At 63.6% G+C, this 14707-nt stretch carries 15 protein-coding genes; 8 read left to right on the forward strand and 7 right to left on the reverse strand.

Annotated elements, in window-relative coordinates; translation table 11 throughout:
* The first annotated feature begins 107 nt into the window (after positions 1–107).
* Positions 108–1145 (forward strand): type IV pilus twitching motility protein PilT, encoded by a 1038-nt coding sequence (locus OUZ30_RS04435; protein ID WP_266180979.1) that lies wholly within the window; start codon positions 108–110, stop codon positions 1143–1145.
* 38 nt (positions 1146–1183) lie between these two features.
* Entirely contained in the window at positions 1184–2350 is a 1167-nt protein-coding gene (locus OUZ30_RS04440; RefSeq protein WP_266180980.1) for a PilT/PilU family type 4a pilus ATPase, read from the forward strand.
* An 87-nt stretch (positions 2351–2437) separates the two neighbouring features.
* Here OUZ30_RS04440 and OUZ30_RS04445 read toward each other — a convergent pair whose 3' ends face one another.
* Positions 2438–2803, reverse strand: a complete 366-nt coding sequence (locus OUZ30_RS04445) for a BON domain-containing protein (RefSeq protein WP_266180982.1) — start codon at positions 2801–2803, stop codon at positions 2438–2440.
* A 403-nt stretch (positions 2804–3206) separates the two neighbouring features.
* On the opposite strand from OUZ30_RS04445, the gene OUZ30_RS04450 reads away from it, so the two are divergent.
* Positions 3207–3986 carry an ACT domain-containing protein gene (locus OUZ30_RS04450; RefSeq protein ID WP_266180983.1) on the forward strand — a complete coding sequence of 260 codons (780 nt, stop codon included), beginning with the start codon at positions 3207–3209 and terminating at the stop codon, positions 3984–3986.
* Between the two features lie 19 nt (positions 3987–4005).
* Entirely contained in the window at positions 4006–4749 is a 744-nt protein-coding gene (locus tag OUZ30_RS04455) for an MHYT domain-containing protein (protein WP_266180984.1), read from the forward strand.
* 98 nt (positions 4750–4847) lie between these two features.
* Here OUZ30_RS04455 and OUZ30_RS04460 read toward each other — a convergent pair whose 3' ends face one another.
* From OUZ30_RS04460 to gshB, 6 genes are all read right to left on the reverse strand, one after another.
* Positions 4848–6611, reverse strand: a complete 1764-nt coding sequence (locus tag OUZ30_RS04460; RefSeq protein WP_266180985.1) for a hypothetical protein — start codon at positions 6609–6611, stop codon at positions 4848–4850.
* 133 nt (positions 6612–6744) lie between these two features.
* Positions 6745–7671: an aspartate carbamoyltransferase catalytic subunit gene (locus OUZ30_RS04465; protein ID WP_266180986.1), complete on the reverse strand. Its 927-nt coding sequence runs from the start codon at positions 7669–7671 to the stop codon at positions 6745–6747.
* Between the two features lie 26 nt (positions 7672–7697).
* Entirely contained in the window at positions 7698–8138 is a 441-nt protein-coding gene (gene ruvX / locus OUZ30_RS04470) for a Holliday junction resolvase RuvX (RefSeq protein ID WP_266180987.1), read from the reverse strand.
* The gene (locus OUZ30_RS04475) at positions 8135–8710 is read right to left on the reverse strand and encodes a YqgE/AlgH family protein (protein ID WP_266148130.1); all 576 of its coding nucleotides are present in this window, start codon (positions 8708–8710) and stop codon (positions 8135–8137) included. The genes ruvX and OUZ30_RS04475 overlap by 4 nt, the downstream gene beginning before the upstream one ends.
* Positions 8711–8812: 102 nt before the next feature.
* Positions 8813–9679 carry an energy transducer TonB gene (locus OUZ30_RS04480; RefSeq protein WP_266180988.1) on the reverse strand — a complete coding sequence of 289 codons (867 nt, stop codon included), beginning with the start codon at positions 9677–9679 and terminating at the stop codon, positions 8813–8815.
* On the reverse strand, positions 9676–10653 hold the full coding sequence (gene gshB, locus OUZ30_RS04485) for a glutathione synthase (protein WP_266180989.1): 978 nt from the start codon (positions 10651–10653) through the stop codon (positions 9676–9678). The genes OUZ30_RS04480 and gshB overlap by 4 nt, the downstream gene beginning before the upstream one ends.
* Before the next feature lie 546 nt (positions 10654–11199).
* Here gshB and pilG point away from each other — a divergent pair.
* From pilG to OUZ30_RS04505, 4 genes are all read left to right on the forward strand, one after another.
* The gene (pilG, locus tag OUZ30_RS04490) at positions 11200–11556 is read left to right on the forward strand and encodes a twitching motility response regulator PilG (protein ID WP_114238650.1); all 357 of its coding nucleotides are present in this window, start codon (positions 11200–11202) and stop codon (positions 11554–11556) included.
* A 31-nt stretch (positions 11557–11587) separates the two neighbouring features.
* Entirely contained in the window at positions 11588–11959 is a 372-nt protein-coding gene (locus OUZ30_RS04495) for a response regulator (protein ID WP_266148133.1), read from the forward strand.
* Positions 11960–11966: 7 nt separating this feature from the next.
* Positions 11967–12509, forward strand: coding sequence for a chemotaxis protein CheW (locus OUZ30_RS04500; RefSeq protein ID WP_266180990.1), 543 nt, complete (start codon positions 11967–11969; stop codon positions 12507–12509).
* 113 nt (positions 12510–12622) lie between these two features.
* Positions 12623–14653, forward strand: a complete 2031-nt coding sequence (locus OUZ30_RS04505; protein WP_266180991.1) for a methyl-accepting chemotaxis protein — start codon at positions 12623–12625, stop codon at positions 14651–14653.
* The last annotated feature ends 54 nt before the right edge of the window (positions 14654–14707 follow it).

Below are 14707 nucleotides of genomic sequence, written 5' to 3' on the forward strand. Positions count from 1 at the left end.
GACGGCGTCTGCGCGCTTGCGCGGTGGCGCCGCGTCCATGGATACCCCCGGCCGTGCGGCCTTGCCGCAGCATGTCATCCAGATGATCGGGTTGAGGGGAACGCCAGATGGATATCGCCGAACTGCTTGCCTTCTCGGTGAAGAACAAGGCCTCGGACTTGCACTTGTCCGCCGGTCTGCCGCCGATGATCCGTGTGGACGGCGACGTCCGCCGCATCAATATTCCAGCGCTGGAGCACAAACAGGTGCACTCGCTGATCTACGACATCATGTCGGACAAGCAACGCCGCGACTATGAGGAATTCCTCGAGGTCGACTTCTCCTTTGAGATTCCCGGCCTGGCCCGCTTCCGCGTCAACTCGTTCAACCAGAACCGTGGCGCCGGCGCGGTGTTCCGTACCATTCCTTCCGAAGTGCTCACGCTGGAGGATCTCGGCGCGCCGCCGGTGTTCCGCGACCTGATCGAGCAGCCGCAGGGCCTGATCCTGGTGACCGGGCCTACCGGCTCGGGCAAGTCGACCACGCTGGCGGCGATGGTCGACCACATCAACAAGAACGAATACGGCCACATCCTCACCATCGAGGACCCGATCGAATTCGTGCACACCTCGCAGAAGTGCCTGGTCAACCAGCGCGAAATCCATCGCGACACCCACGGCTTCAACGAAGCGCTGCGATCGGCACTGCGTGAAGACCCGGACTACGTGCTGGTCGGCGAGTTGCGCGACCTGGAGACCATTCGCCTGGCGCTGACCGCCGCGGAAACCGGTCACCTGGTGTTCGGTACGCTCCATACCAGCTCGGCCGCCAAGACCATCGACCGTATCATCGACGTGTTCCCGGCCGGCGAAAAGCCGATGGTGCGCTCCATGCTGTCCGAATCCCTGCGCGCGGTGATCTCGCAATCGCTGCTGAAGAAGGTAGGCGGCGGTCGTATTGCGGCGCACGAGATCATGGTGGGCATCCCGGCCATCCGTAACCTGATCCGCGAGGACAAGGTGGCGCAGATGTACTCGTCCATCCAGACCGGTCAGCAGTACGGCATGCAAACGCTCGACCAGAACCTGCAGGACCTGGTCAAGCGCGGCCAGGTCACTCGCCAGCAGGCGATGGGCTATGCCCGCAACAAGGACATCTTCAAGTAAGCGGTTGGTCGTTGGGTTGAATCCAGAGGGTCCGTGCCATGAGTGATTTTGATTTCTCCTCGTTCCTGAAGCTGATGGTGCACAAGAAGGCATCGGACCTGTTCATTACGGCCGGTGTCGCGCCCTCCATGAAGGTGCAGGGCCGCATCGTGCCGATCACGCAGAGCCCGCTGTCGCAGCAGCAGTCGCGCGACATGGTGCTCAACGTGATGACGCCGTCGCAACGCGAAGAGTTCGAGAAAACCCACGAGTGCCAGTTCGCGATCTCGGCGCAGGGCGTGGGCCGTTTCCGCGTGTCCTGCTTCTACCAGCGCAACTGCGTAGGCATGGTGCTGCGCCGGATCGATTCGAAGATCCCCACCATCGAAGAACTTAGCCTGCCGCCGGTCATCAAGCAGCTGGCCATGACCAAGCGCGGCATCATCATCTTCGTCGGCGGCACCGGTACCGGTAAGTCGACCTCGCTGGCGTCGATGATCGGCTACCGCAACGCCAACTCGACCGGTCACATCATCACCATCGAGGACCCGATCGAATACGTGCACAAGCACGAGGGCTGCATCATCACGCAGCGCGAGCTGGGCATTGACACCGACAGTTGGGAAAACGCACTGAAGAACACGCTGCGCCAGGCGCCCGACGTCATCATGATCGGCGAAGTGCGTACGCGCGAGACGATGGAGCACGCGATCAACTTCTCCGAAACCGGTCACTTGTGCCTGTGCACACTGCACGCGAACAACGCGAACCAGGCGATGGACCGCATCCTGCACTTCTTCCCGGAAGACCGCCGCTCGCAGCTGTTCATGGACTTGTCGCTCAACCTCAAGGGTGTGGTTGCACAGCAGCTGATCCCGACCCCGGACGGCAAGGCGCGCCGTGTTGCGGTGGAGGTGCTGCTGGGCACGCCGCTGGTGCAGGACTACATCCGCCAGGGCGAGATCCACAAGCTCAAGGAAGTGATGAAGGAGTCCACCAACCTGGGCATGAAGACCTTCGACCAGAGCCTGGTGGAGCTTTATCACGCCGGCGAGATCTCCTACGAGGACGCTCTGCGTCACGCCGACAGCTCCAACGAAGTGCGCCTGCGCATCAAGCTCGCGCAGGGTGGCGATGCGCACACCTTGTCGCAGGGTCTGGACGGCGTGGAGCTGGAAGAGACCAAGGACTCGCAGAACTTCGGCGGTGGTCTGTTGCGACGTTGATCGCCCTCGCCACGCGGCTGGCGGAAAGAAGGAGCCCGATGGGCTCCTTCTTCGTTTCAGCTGCCGCCAGACACGGCACGGGAACGCTTACTTGGCGGTATCGCTGATCGTGAGGCCACTGGTATCGACGCTCTTCACGCCCTTCACCTTTCGGGCTACCTGCGCGACCTTGGTTTTCTCCGTCGAACTAGTCGCCGTGCCCGTCACGGTTACGACGCCGTCCGTGGTGGAGACGTTGAGATCTGTGCTGCTAACGCCCTTGGTCGTTGCCAGCTCGGACTTCACCTTGGTGGTGATCCAGGCATCGGCGGTCTTGTCGGGCACGGTCTGGTTGTCCGACTGCTTCTGCATGGCGGCATCCTGAGCGGCAACCTGCGCGAACGGCACGACCGAGAACGCGGCCACCAGGCCAGCGGCAATGAGCGTCTTGCGAATCACGTTGTTGGTGCGCATGGGGAATCTCCTGTAGTGGGGAAGCGCTGTCCTTGAGACAGACGGCTGCCGCGGGTGGCGGCATCCGTGGCACCTATCCAAGCAGCCGCAACATGAACCAGGCTCGGCTGATACCGACAACGGTTCAGTGCGCGATTAGTGTTGCGAAGAAAATGTGCGCATGACGTTGTCATCGCGTTCGCAGGAATCGGGGCCAACAATGAGACGCAGAACACATTGTTGGCCTCATTTGCATGCGGTAACTGACGCCAGGATGACGTTCGCAAACTCGTGCGTCATTGGCACGGCGAAGTGATCGAAACACCGTGAATATGCCTCGATACACGTATTGTGAAACGTTCACTCATCCGGCACATTGCCAAGATAAAACATAGTGTCGTCAGGCTTGATTTCGGGGGGGATCATGGCCGAGTTGGAAGTTCGGGTGATATCCGAACGGCGTGAAGGATTGCTCATCGCGTTGGGTCGTGTCGTCAGCGAGCACGGTCACGTGCTGGTGCGCCAGCGTCTGTCGCCAGACGTCCAGGGTGCGAGCCTGACCCTGGTGTTGCGTGGTCCAGACGGATCTCGATCCGCCTTGGAGCAGGCGCTCAGTGTGCATCCGCGTGTGCTGAGATTCGAATCGTCATGGCGCACGGCCGAAAAGCATTTCGTGCCAACACTGCTGGACGCCGTGGACGTCGAAGTATCGGCCGTCGCGCTGTCGCCGCCGAAGGCGCTTGCCCTGGGCATGCCATCGGCTGCCGACGTGGCGCGGGTCGAGCGCATGTTGCCCAATCTGGCCAAGGACTATCCGCGGATCTTTCCGTGGTTGATCAATCTCGAGTATGCAGTTGACGCTGAAGCGCGGGAGGCGTCCCTGCATTTTGCGGGCCGGCGTGCCGGGGCCTGGGTGTTCCGCCGCGATTTCGCCTTCGGTGCGCGCCTGGCTGCCACCGACGCCTTGAAGCGCATTGTCGTGCCGGCATTGCGCGATTTGGTAACCGTGGAATTGCGCGGCGATCAGCTGTATGTGCGCGGCTGCCCGTTGTGCCAGCCCGGCGGATCGTCCGGTGGACGATTCTTCTGTGGCTTCATCGAGGGATTGCTGGCCGATGCACTGGCGACCGGTGCGCCAAGCGCCAGCGAGGTCAATTGCCATTGCCACGGTGCGCCCGAGTGCGTCTTCGAACTGGCACCGTGATCGATTCAAGGGGGATTTCATGCAGGACATGCATCAGCACTACAACTATCTGCTGGTAGGACTTTCGTACCTGGTGGCCGTACTCGGCTCCTTCACCGCTTTGCAGTTCGCGCTAGGCATTCCCTTGGCGCGTACGCCGGGACAGCGCTGGGGCTCGATTCTCGCCGCGGGCACGGCCATGGGTGGGGGCGCCATCTGGGCCATGCATTTCGTCGCCATGCTCGCGTGCAGCATGGGTGCGCAGGCGACCTACGACGTCGTGCTGACCGCCATCTCGGTGCTGCTCGCGGTGGTGGTGTCTTCGCTGGGACTGGCGATTGCGGGTAGCGCTGTCTTTCGTTGGACCAACCTGCTGGCAGCCGGCACCTTGATGGGGCTCGGCGTGGCGGGCATGCACTACCTCGGCATGGGCGCCATGCTGATGTCGGCGCAGGTGACGTATGACATGTGCCTGGTCGCGTTGTCGGTGTTCATCGCCATCGTCGCATCGACGGCTGCGTTATGGCTGGCCTTCAATCTGCGCGGAAAACTGCAGATGCTGGGCAGCGCCCTGGTCATGGGGATAGCCGTATGCGGCATGCATTACACCGGCATGGCCGCGGCGACCTTCAATCAGGGCGGAACGCTGCCCGCCGGATTTGAACAGGGCGTGCGGGGTGATCATCTGGGCGGGGTGATCGCCATCATCGTGATGGCGATGCTGGTGCTTGCCCTGGCGATCAGCATCGTTCGCCAGTATCGACGGTCGGTGCTTTCCATCTAGGGCCTGTTGATCCGCCCTGGCTCGGGAGCGGTTGAGGGCGCTCCAACCACAAAGGGGCGCCGAAGCGCCCCTTTGTGATGACGACCGCTGTCGCTGCCTTACTTCAGTTCGTTCTGGTTGGTGATGACCAGGCCATCGTCTTCCATGTGGACTTCGGCGGCTACCGACTTGATGCGCGCCGCCTGTGCCTGCATCGACTCGAACTGCTCCTTGGAGTGCTCGGCCGCGGCCTTTGCCGCTGCCGCGGCGGCCGGGTCAGCGTGATCGGCCGACGTGGTGAGCTGAGCGATATGGTCGGCCCTTTGTGCCATGGCCTTGACCCAGGCAGAGTACATATCGCCACTAAGCTGCAGGCGGCCGAAGCGGCCGGCATCGCCGGTGGGTGCGTTCAGCATTTCGCCCAACCTGCTGTCTTCGCCCGCGCCAATGGCCAGGGCGAGTGCCTTCGGACCCATGGCCGCCCACACCGGCGCACCCAGCGGAGCAGTCACCTCAGGCGGCAGCGCCATCGGCTTGCCATCCGTGGTGAGCTTGAGCTGCGACAGGCCGGAGGCCACCATCTGGCCCATCGCCAGCAGTGCCGTCGGGTTCGACGTGCCGATGACAATGCGGCCGCTGAACTTGGGCATGCTGTCCGTGCTGCCCGCCTCGAAGCTGTCCAGCGCCACGCGCAGGCCAAGCAGGTCACCCACCGGGGGCACCGCGGCCTGCTGAGACAGCGTGCCGATCTTCACGAAGCCATCGTTGAGGTCCGTCAGCGACTGGCAGGTGAACGGCTTGGAGGCCACCGCTTCGGCCTGTGCGCTCCAAAACGCGCGCAGTTGCGCCACTGGCAGCGCCAGGCTGACATCGAACGGCGCGGTGCCCGCAGTGCCCAGTCCCGGTAGTTCCACCTTGAGACCGGAGAATGCCTTGGTGATGTCATCGGCCAGCGCGACGTCCCAACGCAGGTTCTGGTGCTTCTCGTCGAGCTTGGTATAGCCAAAGCTCACCGAAGGCACGCGAGCAGCAATGCGCGAGGCTTCACCTTCACAGCTCGGCGAGATCTGCAGCTGGTTGGCCACCGGCTCGCCCGTCTTGGCCGATTCGGCCGCGGCGCGAGCCTTCCGCAGGGCATTGAACATCGGGTCCTTGCCGCCAGCGGCCAGCGGCAGCAGGCGCACCAGGTCGACCTGGCCAATGGCCCACGGCTGGTAATCCTTGGCCTTGGCCAGCTTCTCCAGGCGACCATCGTCCTGCAGGTTCTTGGACGGGCGATCCAGGCCGAGCGCCAGACGCAGCGTGGCTTCGGGTGCATCGGTCGGCAACAGCGCAGCAATCGCCTGCTTGCCGACCACGGCGATGACGACTTGGGTATCCGTTTCCGTCGACACATGCTTGCGGTAGCTCTGGCTACCCACGGTGGCCGTGTCGAACGGCTTGCCATAGGCGGTTTCCAGGCGTCCGACAAAGGCGTCGAAAGCCTTGGCATCGGTCAGCTCGAAACGGATCACGGGTGAGAGTCCCAGGCCGTAGAAGGCCGAGCGACCCTTGATGTTGAGGCCCGCGTTCTGCGCGAACTGCTCGATCGTCTTGCCGTCCAGCTCGGCAATCACGGCCTTCAGGAGGCGTGCGGTATCGGGGTCCTTTTCGGCCATGTCGTCCGCCGCGGACTTCAGCTGCACCAGCTGCGAGGGAAGCTGCGCATTGGTCTGCGCCAGCAGCGCCTTGCGGGTGTCGTCGTCGAGGACGTCGAGGTTGGCCACCACGTAGGGCGTGTCGGCCGGCACAAAAGCAAGGGGTGCGTCCTTGTCCTTGTGATGGCACGCAGCCAGAAGTACGCCGGCGAAACCCAGCGCCACAAAGCGCGTCGTCGATCGCATGTTTATTCCCTTAAATGGAGGTGTGTTATCGCGCCGCGCATTATGCCCGGAATCAAGGGCTGGCGCGGTGCACCACGGCCAGGGCGGCGCCGTGGCGGGATCTTCGTTGGCTAGGGATTGGACTACCCTGTTGTCAGCGGCCCAGCACCTCGGCCAGCACAGCCATGCGCACGAAGACGCCATTGCCGACCTGCTCAAGGATACGGGACTGCGGACCATCGGCCACTTCCGAGGCGATCTCGATGCCACGGTTGAGCGGGCCCGGGTGCATCACCAGGGCGCCCTTGGCGGCACGCTCGAGGCGACGATTGTCGAGGCCGTAACGGGCGAAGTACGCCGCTTCGTCGGGCAGGTCGGTGGCGGCCATGCGCTCTTTCTGCAGGCGCAACATGATCACCACGTCGGCGCCTTCGATGGCGGCGTCGAAATCGTCGGTAAGCACGCAGCCGGGGAATTCCGCCGCCTCGGGCAGCAGGCCACGCGGAGCGCACAGGCGAATTTCCTTCGTACCCAGGGCCGTGAGTGCGTGCACGTCCGAGCGGGCCACGCGGGAGTGCTTCACGTCGCCGCAGATCGTCACGGTGAGCCGCTCGAAATCGGGGCGATGCTGGCGGATGGTCAGCACATCGAGCAATCCCTGCGTGGGATGCGCCCGATTGCCATCGCCGGCATTGATCACCGAGACGCCGCTCATGGCGTGGCGCACGAGTTCTTCGGGCGTGCCCGACTGCTTGTGGCGCACCACGATGGCATCCAGATGCATCGCCTCAAGCGTGTGCAACGTATCGAACAGCGCCTCACCCTTGCTGGTAGAGGAGAAGCCGATGTCGAAGTTGATGACGTCGGCGCCGAGCCGGCGCGCGGCCAGCTCGAACGACGTGCGCGTGCGCGTCGAGGGTTCGAAAAACAGGTTGAGTATCGTGCGGCCGCTCAGCATGTCGAGCTTGCGCGTGCCGTGGGCGCAACCCTCGCGCATGGTCTCCGCGCGGTCGAGCAGGCGCTCGATGGCGGCGCGGGGCAGGTTTTCCAGCGTGGTGAGGTGGCGCAGGCGTGAGCTCATGGGGGCGTGTCGTCGAAGGGTGGGTATCAGCGGTCGGTGGCCGCAGGCGTGGGCGAAGCCAACCAGCGTTCCAGGATGACGGCGGCGGCTTCAGCATCGATGGTGGCGGCGTCGCGGCGTTTTTTCAGGCCGGCGGCGCGCGCACTGGCAAAGCGTTGGGCCGCTTCCTGAGAGCTGTGGCGCTCGTCGGTGAGTTCTACCGGCACGCCGTAACGCTGGCCCAGCTTCTCGGCGAAGCGTCGGGCGCTGCGACTGGCCGGCTGCTCCTGGCCGTCGAGAGTAAGCGGCAGGCCCACGACCAGGGTGTCCGGCAGCCATTCCTGGCGCAGGGCGTCCAGTTTCTGCCAATCGGGATCGCCATCGCGCACCGGGATGGCGGCCAGGCCGCGCGCACTACCCGTAAAACGATTGCCGACCGCAACGCCTAGCAGGCGGCTGCCGACATCGAAACCAAACACACAGCTCACGCGTGACCTGCGTAGCCGGGCAGCGCCAGCGGATCCACCCCAACCAAGCCGGCGGCGGCGCTCCAGCGCTCCTCCAGCGGGGTATGGAAGACCACGCGTTCGCTGGCTTCGACGGTGAGCCAGGTGTTGTCCTTGAGTTCCTGTTCCAGCTGGCCGGCGCTCCAGCCGGCATAGCCCAGGGCCATCACGGCCAGGCGCGGACCTTCGCCATTGGCCATGGCTACCAGGATGTCGCGCGAGGTGGTGACCGACCACTCGGCATTGATGCGATAGCTCGACTCCCAGTGCCCCGGTTCGCGGTGCAGCACGAAGCCGCGCTCCTGTTGCACGGGGCCGCCGATCAGCACCGGCGCGTCGGCTAGTTCCAGATCGTTGCACTCGAGCTTCATTTGGGAGAGCACGTCACCCAGCCGATATTCGGACAGCTGGTTCACCAGCAGTCCCACCGCACCGTCCTCGTCGTGCTGGCAGATAAACGCGACGCCCCGAGAAAACGGCGGTTCGGCCAGGCTCGGCATGGCGATCAGGAAGTGGCCGGCGAGCGATTGGGGCTGAGACTGGGAAACGGTCATGGGCGCATTGTAGAACCTGTTCGCGCCTGCCCCATAGCGCGGCCGCATCGGCTGCGGTCAAGGCTCCCGCGGCGTGGTGTAAACACGCCGTGAGTGGCGACCTTAGCGGCTACGCAGGATGTCGTTTGGCATGAACTGCCAGGTACGCGTGATGTTCAGCTCGTCGATGTGGTCTTTGTCCACCGGCAGCGAGGGGAAGGGGGCCGCCAAGCGCACGATGCGCTGTGCGGCGGCGTCCAGCAGTTGCTGCCCCGAGCTGCTCACCACCTCGATTCCCTTGACCGAGCCGTCGCGGTTGAGCGTCACGGTCATCAACACGTCACCGTGCAGACGGCGGCGGCGGGCTTCGTTCGGGTAGTTCAGGTTGCCGACGCGCTCCACCCGGTCGACCCAGCCTCGCATATAGGCCGCATAGGCGTATTCCTTGGTGTTGGCCGAAATGAACTTCTTTTTCGGGCGCTTGGCGTACTGCTCGCTGCGATCACGCACCTCGGCGGCCAGCTGCGCCATCTCCTGCCGCCGCGTGACCTCGCTAGGCGACTCGGGAAGGTCCTGCGGCGTCCGTTCCAGCTTGGCGCTGTCGGTGCTGACGGTGTAGTGGCTATCGCCGGTGGTGGTCAGCAGCTTGTCGTCGGTGGCGTCCTGCGGCCGCGGCGCACTGGCCTCCACCGGTTGCGCGACGACCCCGGGGTTGGGCTTGGGGATCGGCCCGGAAACCAACTGCGAGGGGCGGGCGGCCTTGTCGCTCTCGCCGCCACCGGAGTTATTGGCCTGGGCCAGGAAATCGGCCTTGTCCGGGGCGTCGCGGTTGGCGACGTCCACCAGGGTGACATCCAGGGTCGGCAGGCTGGGCTTGGCTTTGACGTAGTTGAACGTGATGCCAAGCACCAATACGCCATGGAGCAACAGCGAGAAGAGCAGGGTGGCGCCGATCATGTCGGCGCCAGTGCGGACAGCAGGTTGGCTCACGCGGCGCGGTTTCCGATTCGAGTGCGTTCGATGACGTCGAACAACTGGCCCGCAATATTAAGCCCGAACTGCGCGTCCAGTTCCCGGGCACAGGTTGGCGATGTGACGTTGATCTCGGTGAGGTAGTCGCCAATCACGTCCAGGCCCACGAACAACAGGCCGCGTCGACGCAGTTCCGGCGCCACCTGGGACACGATCCAGCGATCCCGCTCGCTGAGTGGCACGCCGACGCCGCGGCCGCCAGCCGCCAGGTTGCCGCGGAACTCATTGCCCTGGGGAATGCGTGCCAGCGCATAAGGCACCGGCTCGCCGTCAATGACCAGGATGCGCTTGTCCCCGGAAGTGATTTCAGGAATGTATTTTTGGGCCATGGTGAACTGGCGGTGCTCGCCGTGCGGTCCGGCCGCAATCAAGGTCTCGAGCATGGAGTTGAGGTTGGTATCCCCGGCGCTGACCCGGAAGATGCCGCGGCCGCCCATGCCGTCCAGCGGTTTGAGCACAACTTCGCCGTGGGTGGCCACGAAGGCGCGCATTTCGGCGGCGTCGCGGGACACCAGGGTGGGCGCCATGCATTGAGGGAAGTGCATGGCGAACAACTTCTCGTTGCAGTCCCGGAGCGCCTGGGGGCGGTTGACCACGCTCACGCCGGCACGCTCGGCCTGTTCCGCCACCATGGTGTCGTAGATGAACTGCGCGTCGACCGGTGGGTCCTTGCGCATCAGCAGCACGTCGATCTCACGCAGGTCGCGCCATCGCGGTTCTTCCAGCATGAACCAGCCCGAGGCATCGTCCCGCACGGAAAGGGCAGCCAGACGCGCCCAGGGCAGGCCGTCCCGCAGGGCCAGGTCGCCCTGCTCCAGGTAGAACAGGCGATGCCCGCGCCGCTGGGCCTCCAGCAACATGGCGAAGGTAGTGTCCTTGGCGATCTTGATGGAGCCGATCGGGTCCATCAACACGGCGACCGAAAGGGTCATCGTCATTCTCCGGTAGTAGAGCGTCGTCACGATCTGTCCCGGCGCTGACCGGGAAAGAGCGTGGGAGTGTATGTCGAGACGCGGTCATCTGATGACTTCCCTGGGCAATTCGCCTCCGACCCGGCTGGTGGTGGCCCCGTTCGCTCCGAGATGCAGGGGCGGGCGGCCAGGTTGTGGTTTCAGCAAAGCGGGAACTGTGCAAATACAGGTCAATTAGCACCTTGACCGGGCCAGCCACCCATGGTCACGATGAAGCCCAACATCGAGACGTTTCGCCGGTTGATGGCCTAAATCAATGACGTGGCGCTCTCCGGGTGAGATTTCAGCTTGACGTCACGTCAGGCAGGCGGTAAACAGCAACAGACGGATGCCTGCCGGCTAAGTAGCGAGTTAGTACGTCATAAGAAGCTTTACTGAATTCTTTTGTCCACGTGGGGCTGGCAGCAGTTGCCGACGGCCGCACGTTTTACCTGAGCCTGGGGCGGGTCGCAGGGGGGTCTTGTGAACTTGAACATAAATGGAAATGGCTTGGCCGGCCTTAAGGTCATGGTTATCGATGACTCGAAGACCATCCGGCGGACCGCCGAAACCTTGCTGAAAAAAGAAGGTTGCGACGTGCTGACCGCCGTGGACGGTTTCGAGGCATTGGCCAAGATCTCTGACCAGAAGCCCGCCATCATCTTTGTCGACATCATGATGCCGCGCCTCGACGGGTATCAGACCTGCGCGCTGATCAAGAACAATCCGCAGTTCCGCGGTACGCCGGTCATCATGCTCAGCTCGAAGGACGGACTGTTTGACAAAGCACGCGGCCGCATCGTCGGCGCCGAACAATATCTCACCAAGCCCTTCACGCGTGATGAGCTGCTTGGTGCTATCCATCGACATGTCAGCACGGTGTAAGACCGGCGACTACAGGGTCTGAGGGGGACCTGTGGCCAATATTCTCATTATCGACGACTCGCCGACCGACGTGCGCGTGTTCACCACGCTGCTTGAGCGTGCGGGTTATCGGGTCGATTCCGTTGGCAGTGCCGAGGAAGGCATCGAGCGCGTGCGTGCGCAGTTGCCTGACCTGGTCATCATGGACGTCATCATGCCCGGCATGAACGGCTTCCAGGCCACCCGCACGCTTACCCGCGACCCGGTGACGTCCAACGTTCCGATCGTCATGATCACCACCAAATCGATGGAGACCGATCGCGTGTGGGGGCTGCGCCAAGGTGCGCGTGCCTTCATCACCAAGCCGGTGAACGAAAAGGATCTCCTTGCATGTATCAACGATTTGCTGCCGAACGCCGCCTGAGGTGACGATGAGCCAGACTGCCACGCTCTCGCCCTTCGAAATCCTGGCCCGCTACGAACGACTTTCGCTGGTTCATTCCTCCGATACGCCGGAGAAGCTGGAGGCCCCGGGTCTCTGGCGTGGCATTGGCTACCGCGCCGGCAGTCGCCTGTTCGTCAGCGGCATCGACGAAATCAGCGAATTGCTGGCGGTGCCGGTATTGACGCCGGTGCCCGGTACGCAAACCTGGCTGCTTGGCGTGGCCAATGTGCGAGGCAACCTGGTGCCGGTCATCGATCTCGCTCGCTTCCTGTTCGGTGAACGCACCGTACAAACCGAGCGTACGCGCCTGCTGGTGGTGCGACAGAGTGGCGGCAACGTGGCGCTGATGGTCGACGAAGTTTTCGGCCAGCGCACGGTGGATGCCGAGCAGCGCCGCACGGCCGAACAAGAAGACGATCCGCGCCTGGCGCGATTCGTGGAAGATCGAGTGGGCGAGCCACGGTTGGCCGTGTTCAGCATGGGCAAACTGGTGCGCGCGCCTGATTTCCGCCAAGCCGCAGCGGCTTGACGGACGATAGTTGAATCTAGGGTAGGACCGGCGCCAGTTGTGGCCGGAATCAGGGCGATGATCCCAGCCTCCGCCAGCAAGGGTGGCGGGGGTAGACGGGCGAGGTGAACGAAATGAGCACTACAGGGGGCGTTGGCAAGGAGCGGGGCTTTACCGGCCTCATCATTGCGCTGGTCATCGCGATTGGATTCGCGGGTGTCGATTTCGTCATGCTCAACATCAGGAACAGCGAGGATCGGCAGGCCATTGCCCTGACCACGCAGATCCAGGTGTTGTCACAGCAGACGGCTAAGTACGCCATCGAGGCGGCAGACGGTAACGTCGACTCCTTCAAGGAGCTCGAGACCAACCGCAACGCCATCGATTCGGCGGTCCAACACCTGAACAAGGGCGATGCGAAGAGCGGCATGCAACCTTATGCCGACAACAACGCAACCCCCGCCGGTCGTGCCGTGGGCGCGTTGACCAATGCCTGGGGTCAGCTCGATGCCGACATCGGCAAGATCCTTTCCAACAAGGCCCTGGTGCTCGATTCGGCCCAGCGCGCGACGACGCTGTCGCGTGACCTGCCGCTGCTCAACTCCAGCATGGAGCAGGTGGTAAACATCCTGCAGCAGCACGGTGGCAGCGCTGAGCAGACCTATACCTCGGCCCGCCAGATGTTGCTGGCCGACCGTATGATCCGCCGAGTGCAAGAAGTGCTGCAAGGTGGCGACGCCTCCCAGCCCGCGGCAGACGGCCTGGCCCGTGACGGTCAGCTCTATGGTTCGGTGCTCAAGGGTCTGCTCGAAGGTAACGCCGAAGTCGGCGTGCACTCGATGGGCGACACCAATGCACGCAAGATTCTTACCGACATGCAGTCCCAGTGGGACAACCTGCAGGATCCGGTCGGCAAGCTGGTCGGCGCTGCCGGCAACCTCAGCGACGTGAAACGCGCAGGCAACCAGGCCTCCCTGGATTCGCAGAACGTGCTGTTGCGCGCGAACGAGCTGTCCGACCAGGTCAGCAAGCTGCCCTTGCGCCGCCTGTTCCCGAACGTGTGGTGGGGCGTGCTCGGTGCCATCGGTGCGGTCGCCTTCATCGTGGTGCTGGTGGTTCAGCTCGTTACCGACCAGCGCCGCCGCTTCCAGGACAGTGCCGAGCTCAACCAGCGTAACCAGGAGGCCATCATGCGCCTGCTGGACGAAATGGGTTCGCTCGCCGAAGGTGACCTGACGGTCAAGACCACGGTGACCGAGGACATTACGGGCGCCATTGCCGACTCGGTGAACTACGCCATCGACGAGTTGCGCACCCTGGTGACCACGATTAACGAGACCTCCGAGCAGGTGTCCTCGTCGGCCCAGGAGACGCAGACCACCGCACGTCATCTGGCCGAGTCGGCGCAGCACCAGGCGCAGCGGATCAGCACGGCGACCACGGCGATCAACCAGATCGCCAGCCTCATGGATACCGTGTCGAAGGATTCAGCCGAATCGGCCGACGTGGCCGAGCGCTCGGTGAAAATTGCCTCGCGCGGCGCCGAAGTGGTGCGCGAGACGATCTCGGGCATGGACTCGATCCGCGACCAGATCCAGGAGACCTCCAAGCGCATCAAGCGCCTGGGCGAGTCTTCGCAGGAGATTGGCTCGATCGTGGAACTGATCAACGACATCGCCGAGCAGACCAACATCCTGGCACTCAACGCGGCCATCCAGGCAGCGTCGGCCGGTGAGGCGGGTCGCGGTTTCGCGGTGGTGGCGGACGAAGTGCAGCGCCTGGCAGAGCGTTCCGCCAGCGCGACGAAGCGAATCGAAACGCTGGTGCAGACCATTCAGTCCGATACCAACGAGGCGGTGAATTCGATGGAGCAGACCACCGCGGAAGTGGTGGCCGGTGCCCGACTGGCGGAGGACGCCGGTAGTGCGCTGGGCGATATCGAGCGCGTGTCGCACGATTTGTCCGCACTGATTCAAAACATCTCCACCGCCGCCCGCCAGCAATCCACCGCGGCGTCGGACATCTCGGTGTCGATGAATGCGATCCAGGAAATTACCTCGCAGACCTCACAGGGTGCGAGCCAGACGGCCGACTCGATCGGTTACCTGGCTCAGCTTGCGAGTGATCTGCGGCGTTCGGTGGCTCACTTTAAGCTGCCGGGCTGACACAAAACGATTTTCACAGGGGGCAACCTCGACGGTTGCGTGACAAAGCGTTAC

Origin of the sequence: Dyella humicola (genome assembly GCF_026283945.1) — a bacterium.
GTDB lineage: Bacteria > Pseudomonadota > Gammaproteobacteria > Xanthomonadales > Rhodanobacteraceae > Dyella > Dyella humicola.

Bases quoted from the DNA above. Each gene is read 5' to 3' on its own strand.
- OUZ30_RS04435 (WP_266180979.1), top strand. From the start codon at position 108: ATGGATATCGCCGAACTGCTTGCCTTCTCGGTGAAGAACAAGGCCTCG.
- OUZ30_RS04455 (WP_266180984.1), top strand. From the start codon at position 4,006: ATGCAGGACATGCATCAGCACTACAACTATCTGCTGGTAGGACTTTCG.
- OUZ30_RS04445 (WP_266180982.1), bottom strand. From the start codon at position 2,803: ATGCGCACCAACAACGTGATTCGCAAGACGCTCATTGCCGCTGGCCTG.
- OUZ30_RS04440 (WP_266180980.1), top strand. From the start codon at position 1,184: ATGAGTGATTTTGATTTCTCCTCGTTCCTGAAGCTGATGGTGCACAAG.
- OUZ30_RS04460 (WP_266180985.1), bottom strand. From the start codon at position 6,611: ATGCGATCGACGACGCGCTTTGTGGCGCTGGGTTTCGCCGGCGTACTT.
- OUZ30_RS04465 (WP_266180986.1), bottom strand. From the start codon at position 7,671: ATGAGCTCACGCCTGCGCCACCTCACCACGCTGGAAAACCTGCCCCGC.
- OUZ30_RS04450 (WP_266180983.1), top strand. From the start codon at position 3,207: ATGGCCGAGTTGGAAGTTCGGGTGATATCCGAACGGCGTGAAGGATTG.
- gshB (WP_266180989.1), bottom strand. From the start codon at position 10,653: ATGACCCTTTCGGTCGCCGTGTTGATGGACCCGATCGGCTCCATCAAG.
- OUZ30_RS04500 (WP_266180990.1), top strand. From the start codon at position 11,967: ATGAGCCAGACTGCCACGCTCTCGCCCTTCGAAATCCTGGCCCGCTAC.
- OUZ30_RS04505 (WP_266180991.1), top strand. From the start codon at position 12,623: ATGAGCACTACAGGGGGCGTTGGCAAGGAGCGGGGCTTTACCGGCCTC.
- OUZ30_RS04475 (WP_266148130.1), bottom strand. From the start codon at position 8,710: ATGACCGTTTCCCAGTCTCAGCCCCAATCGCTCGCCGGCCACTTCCTG.
- pilG (WP_114238650.1), top strand. From the start codon at position 11,200: ATGGTTATCGATGACTCGAAGACCATCCGGCGGACCGCCGAAACCTTG.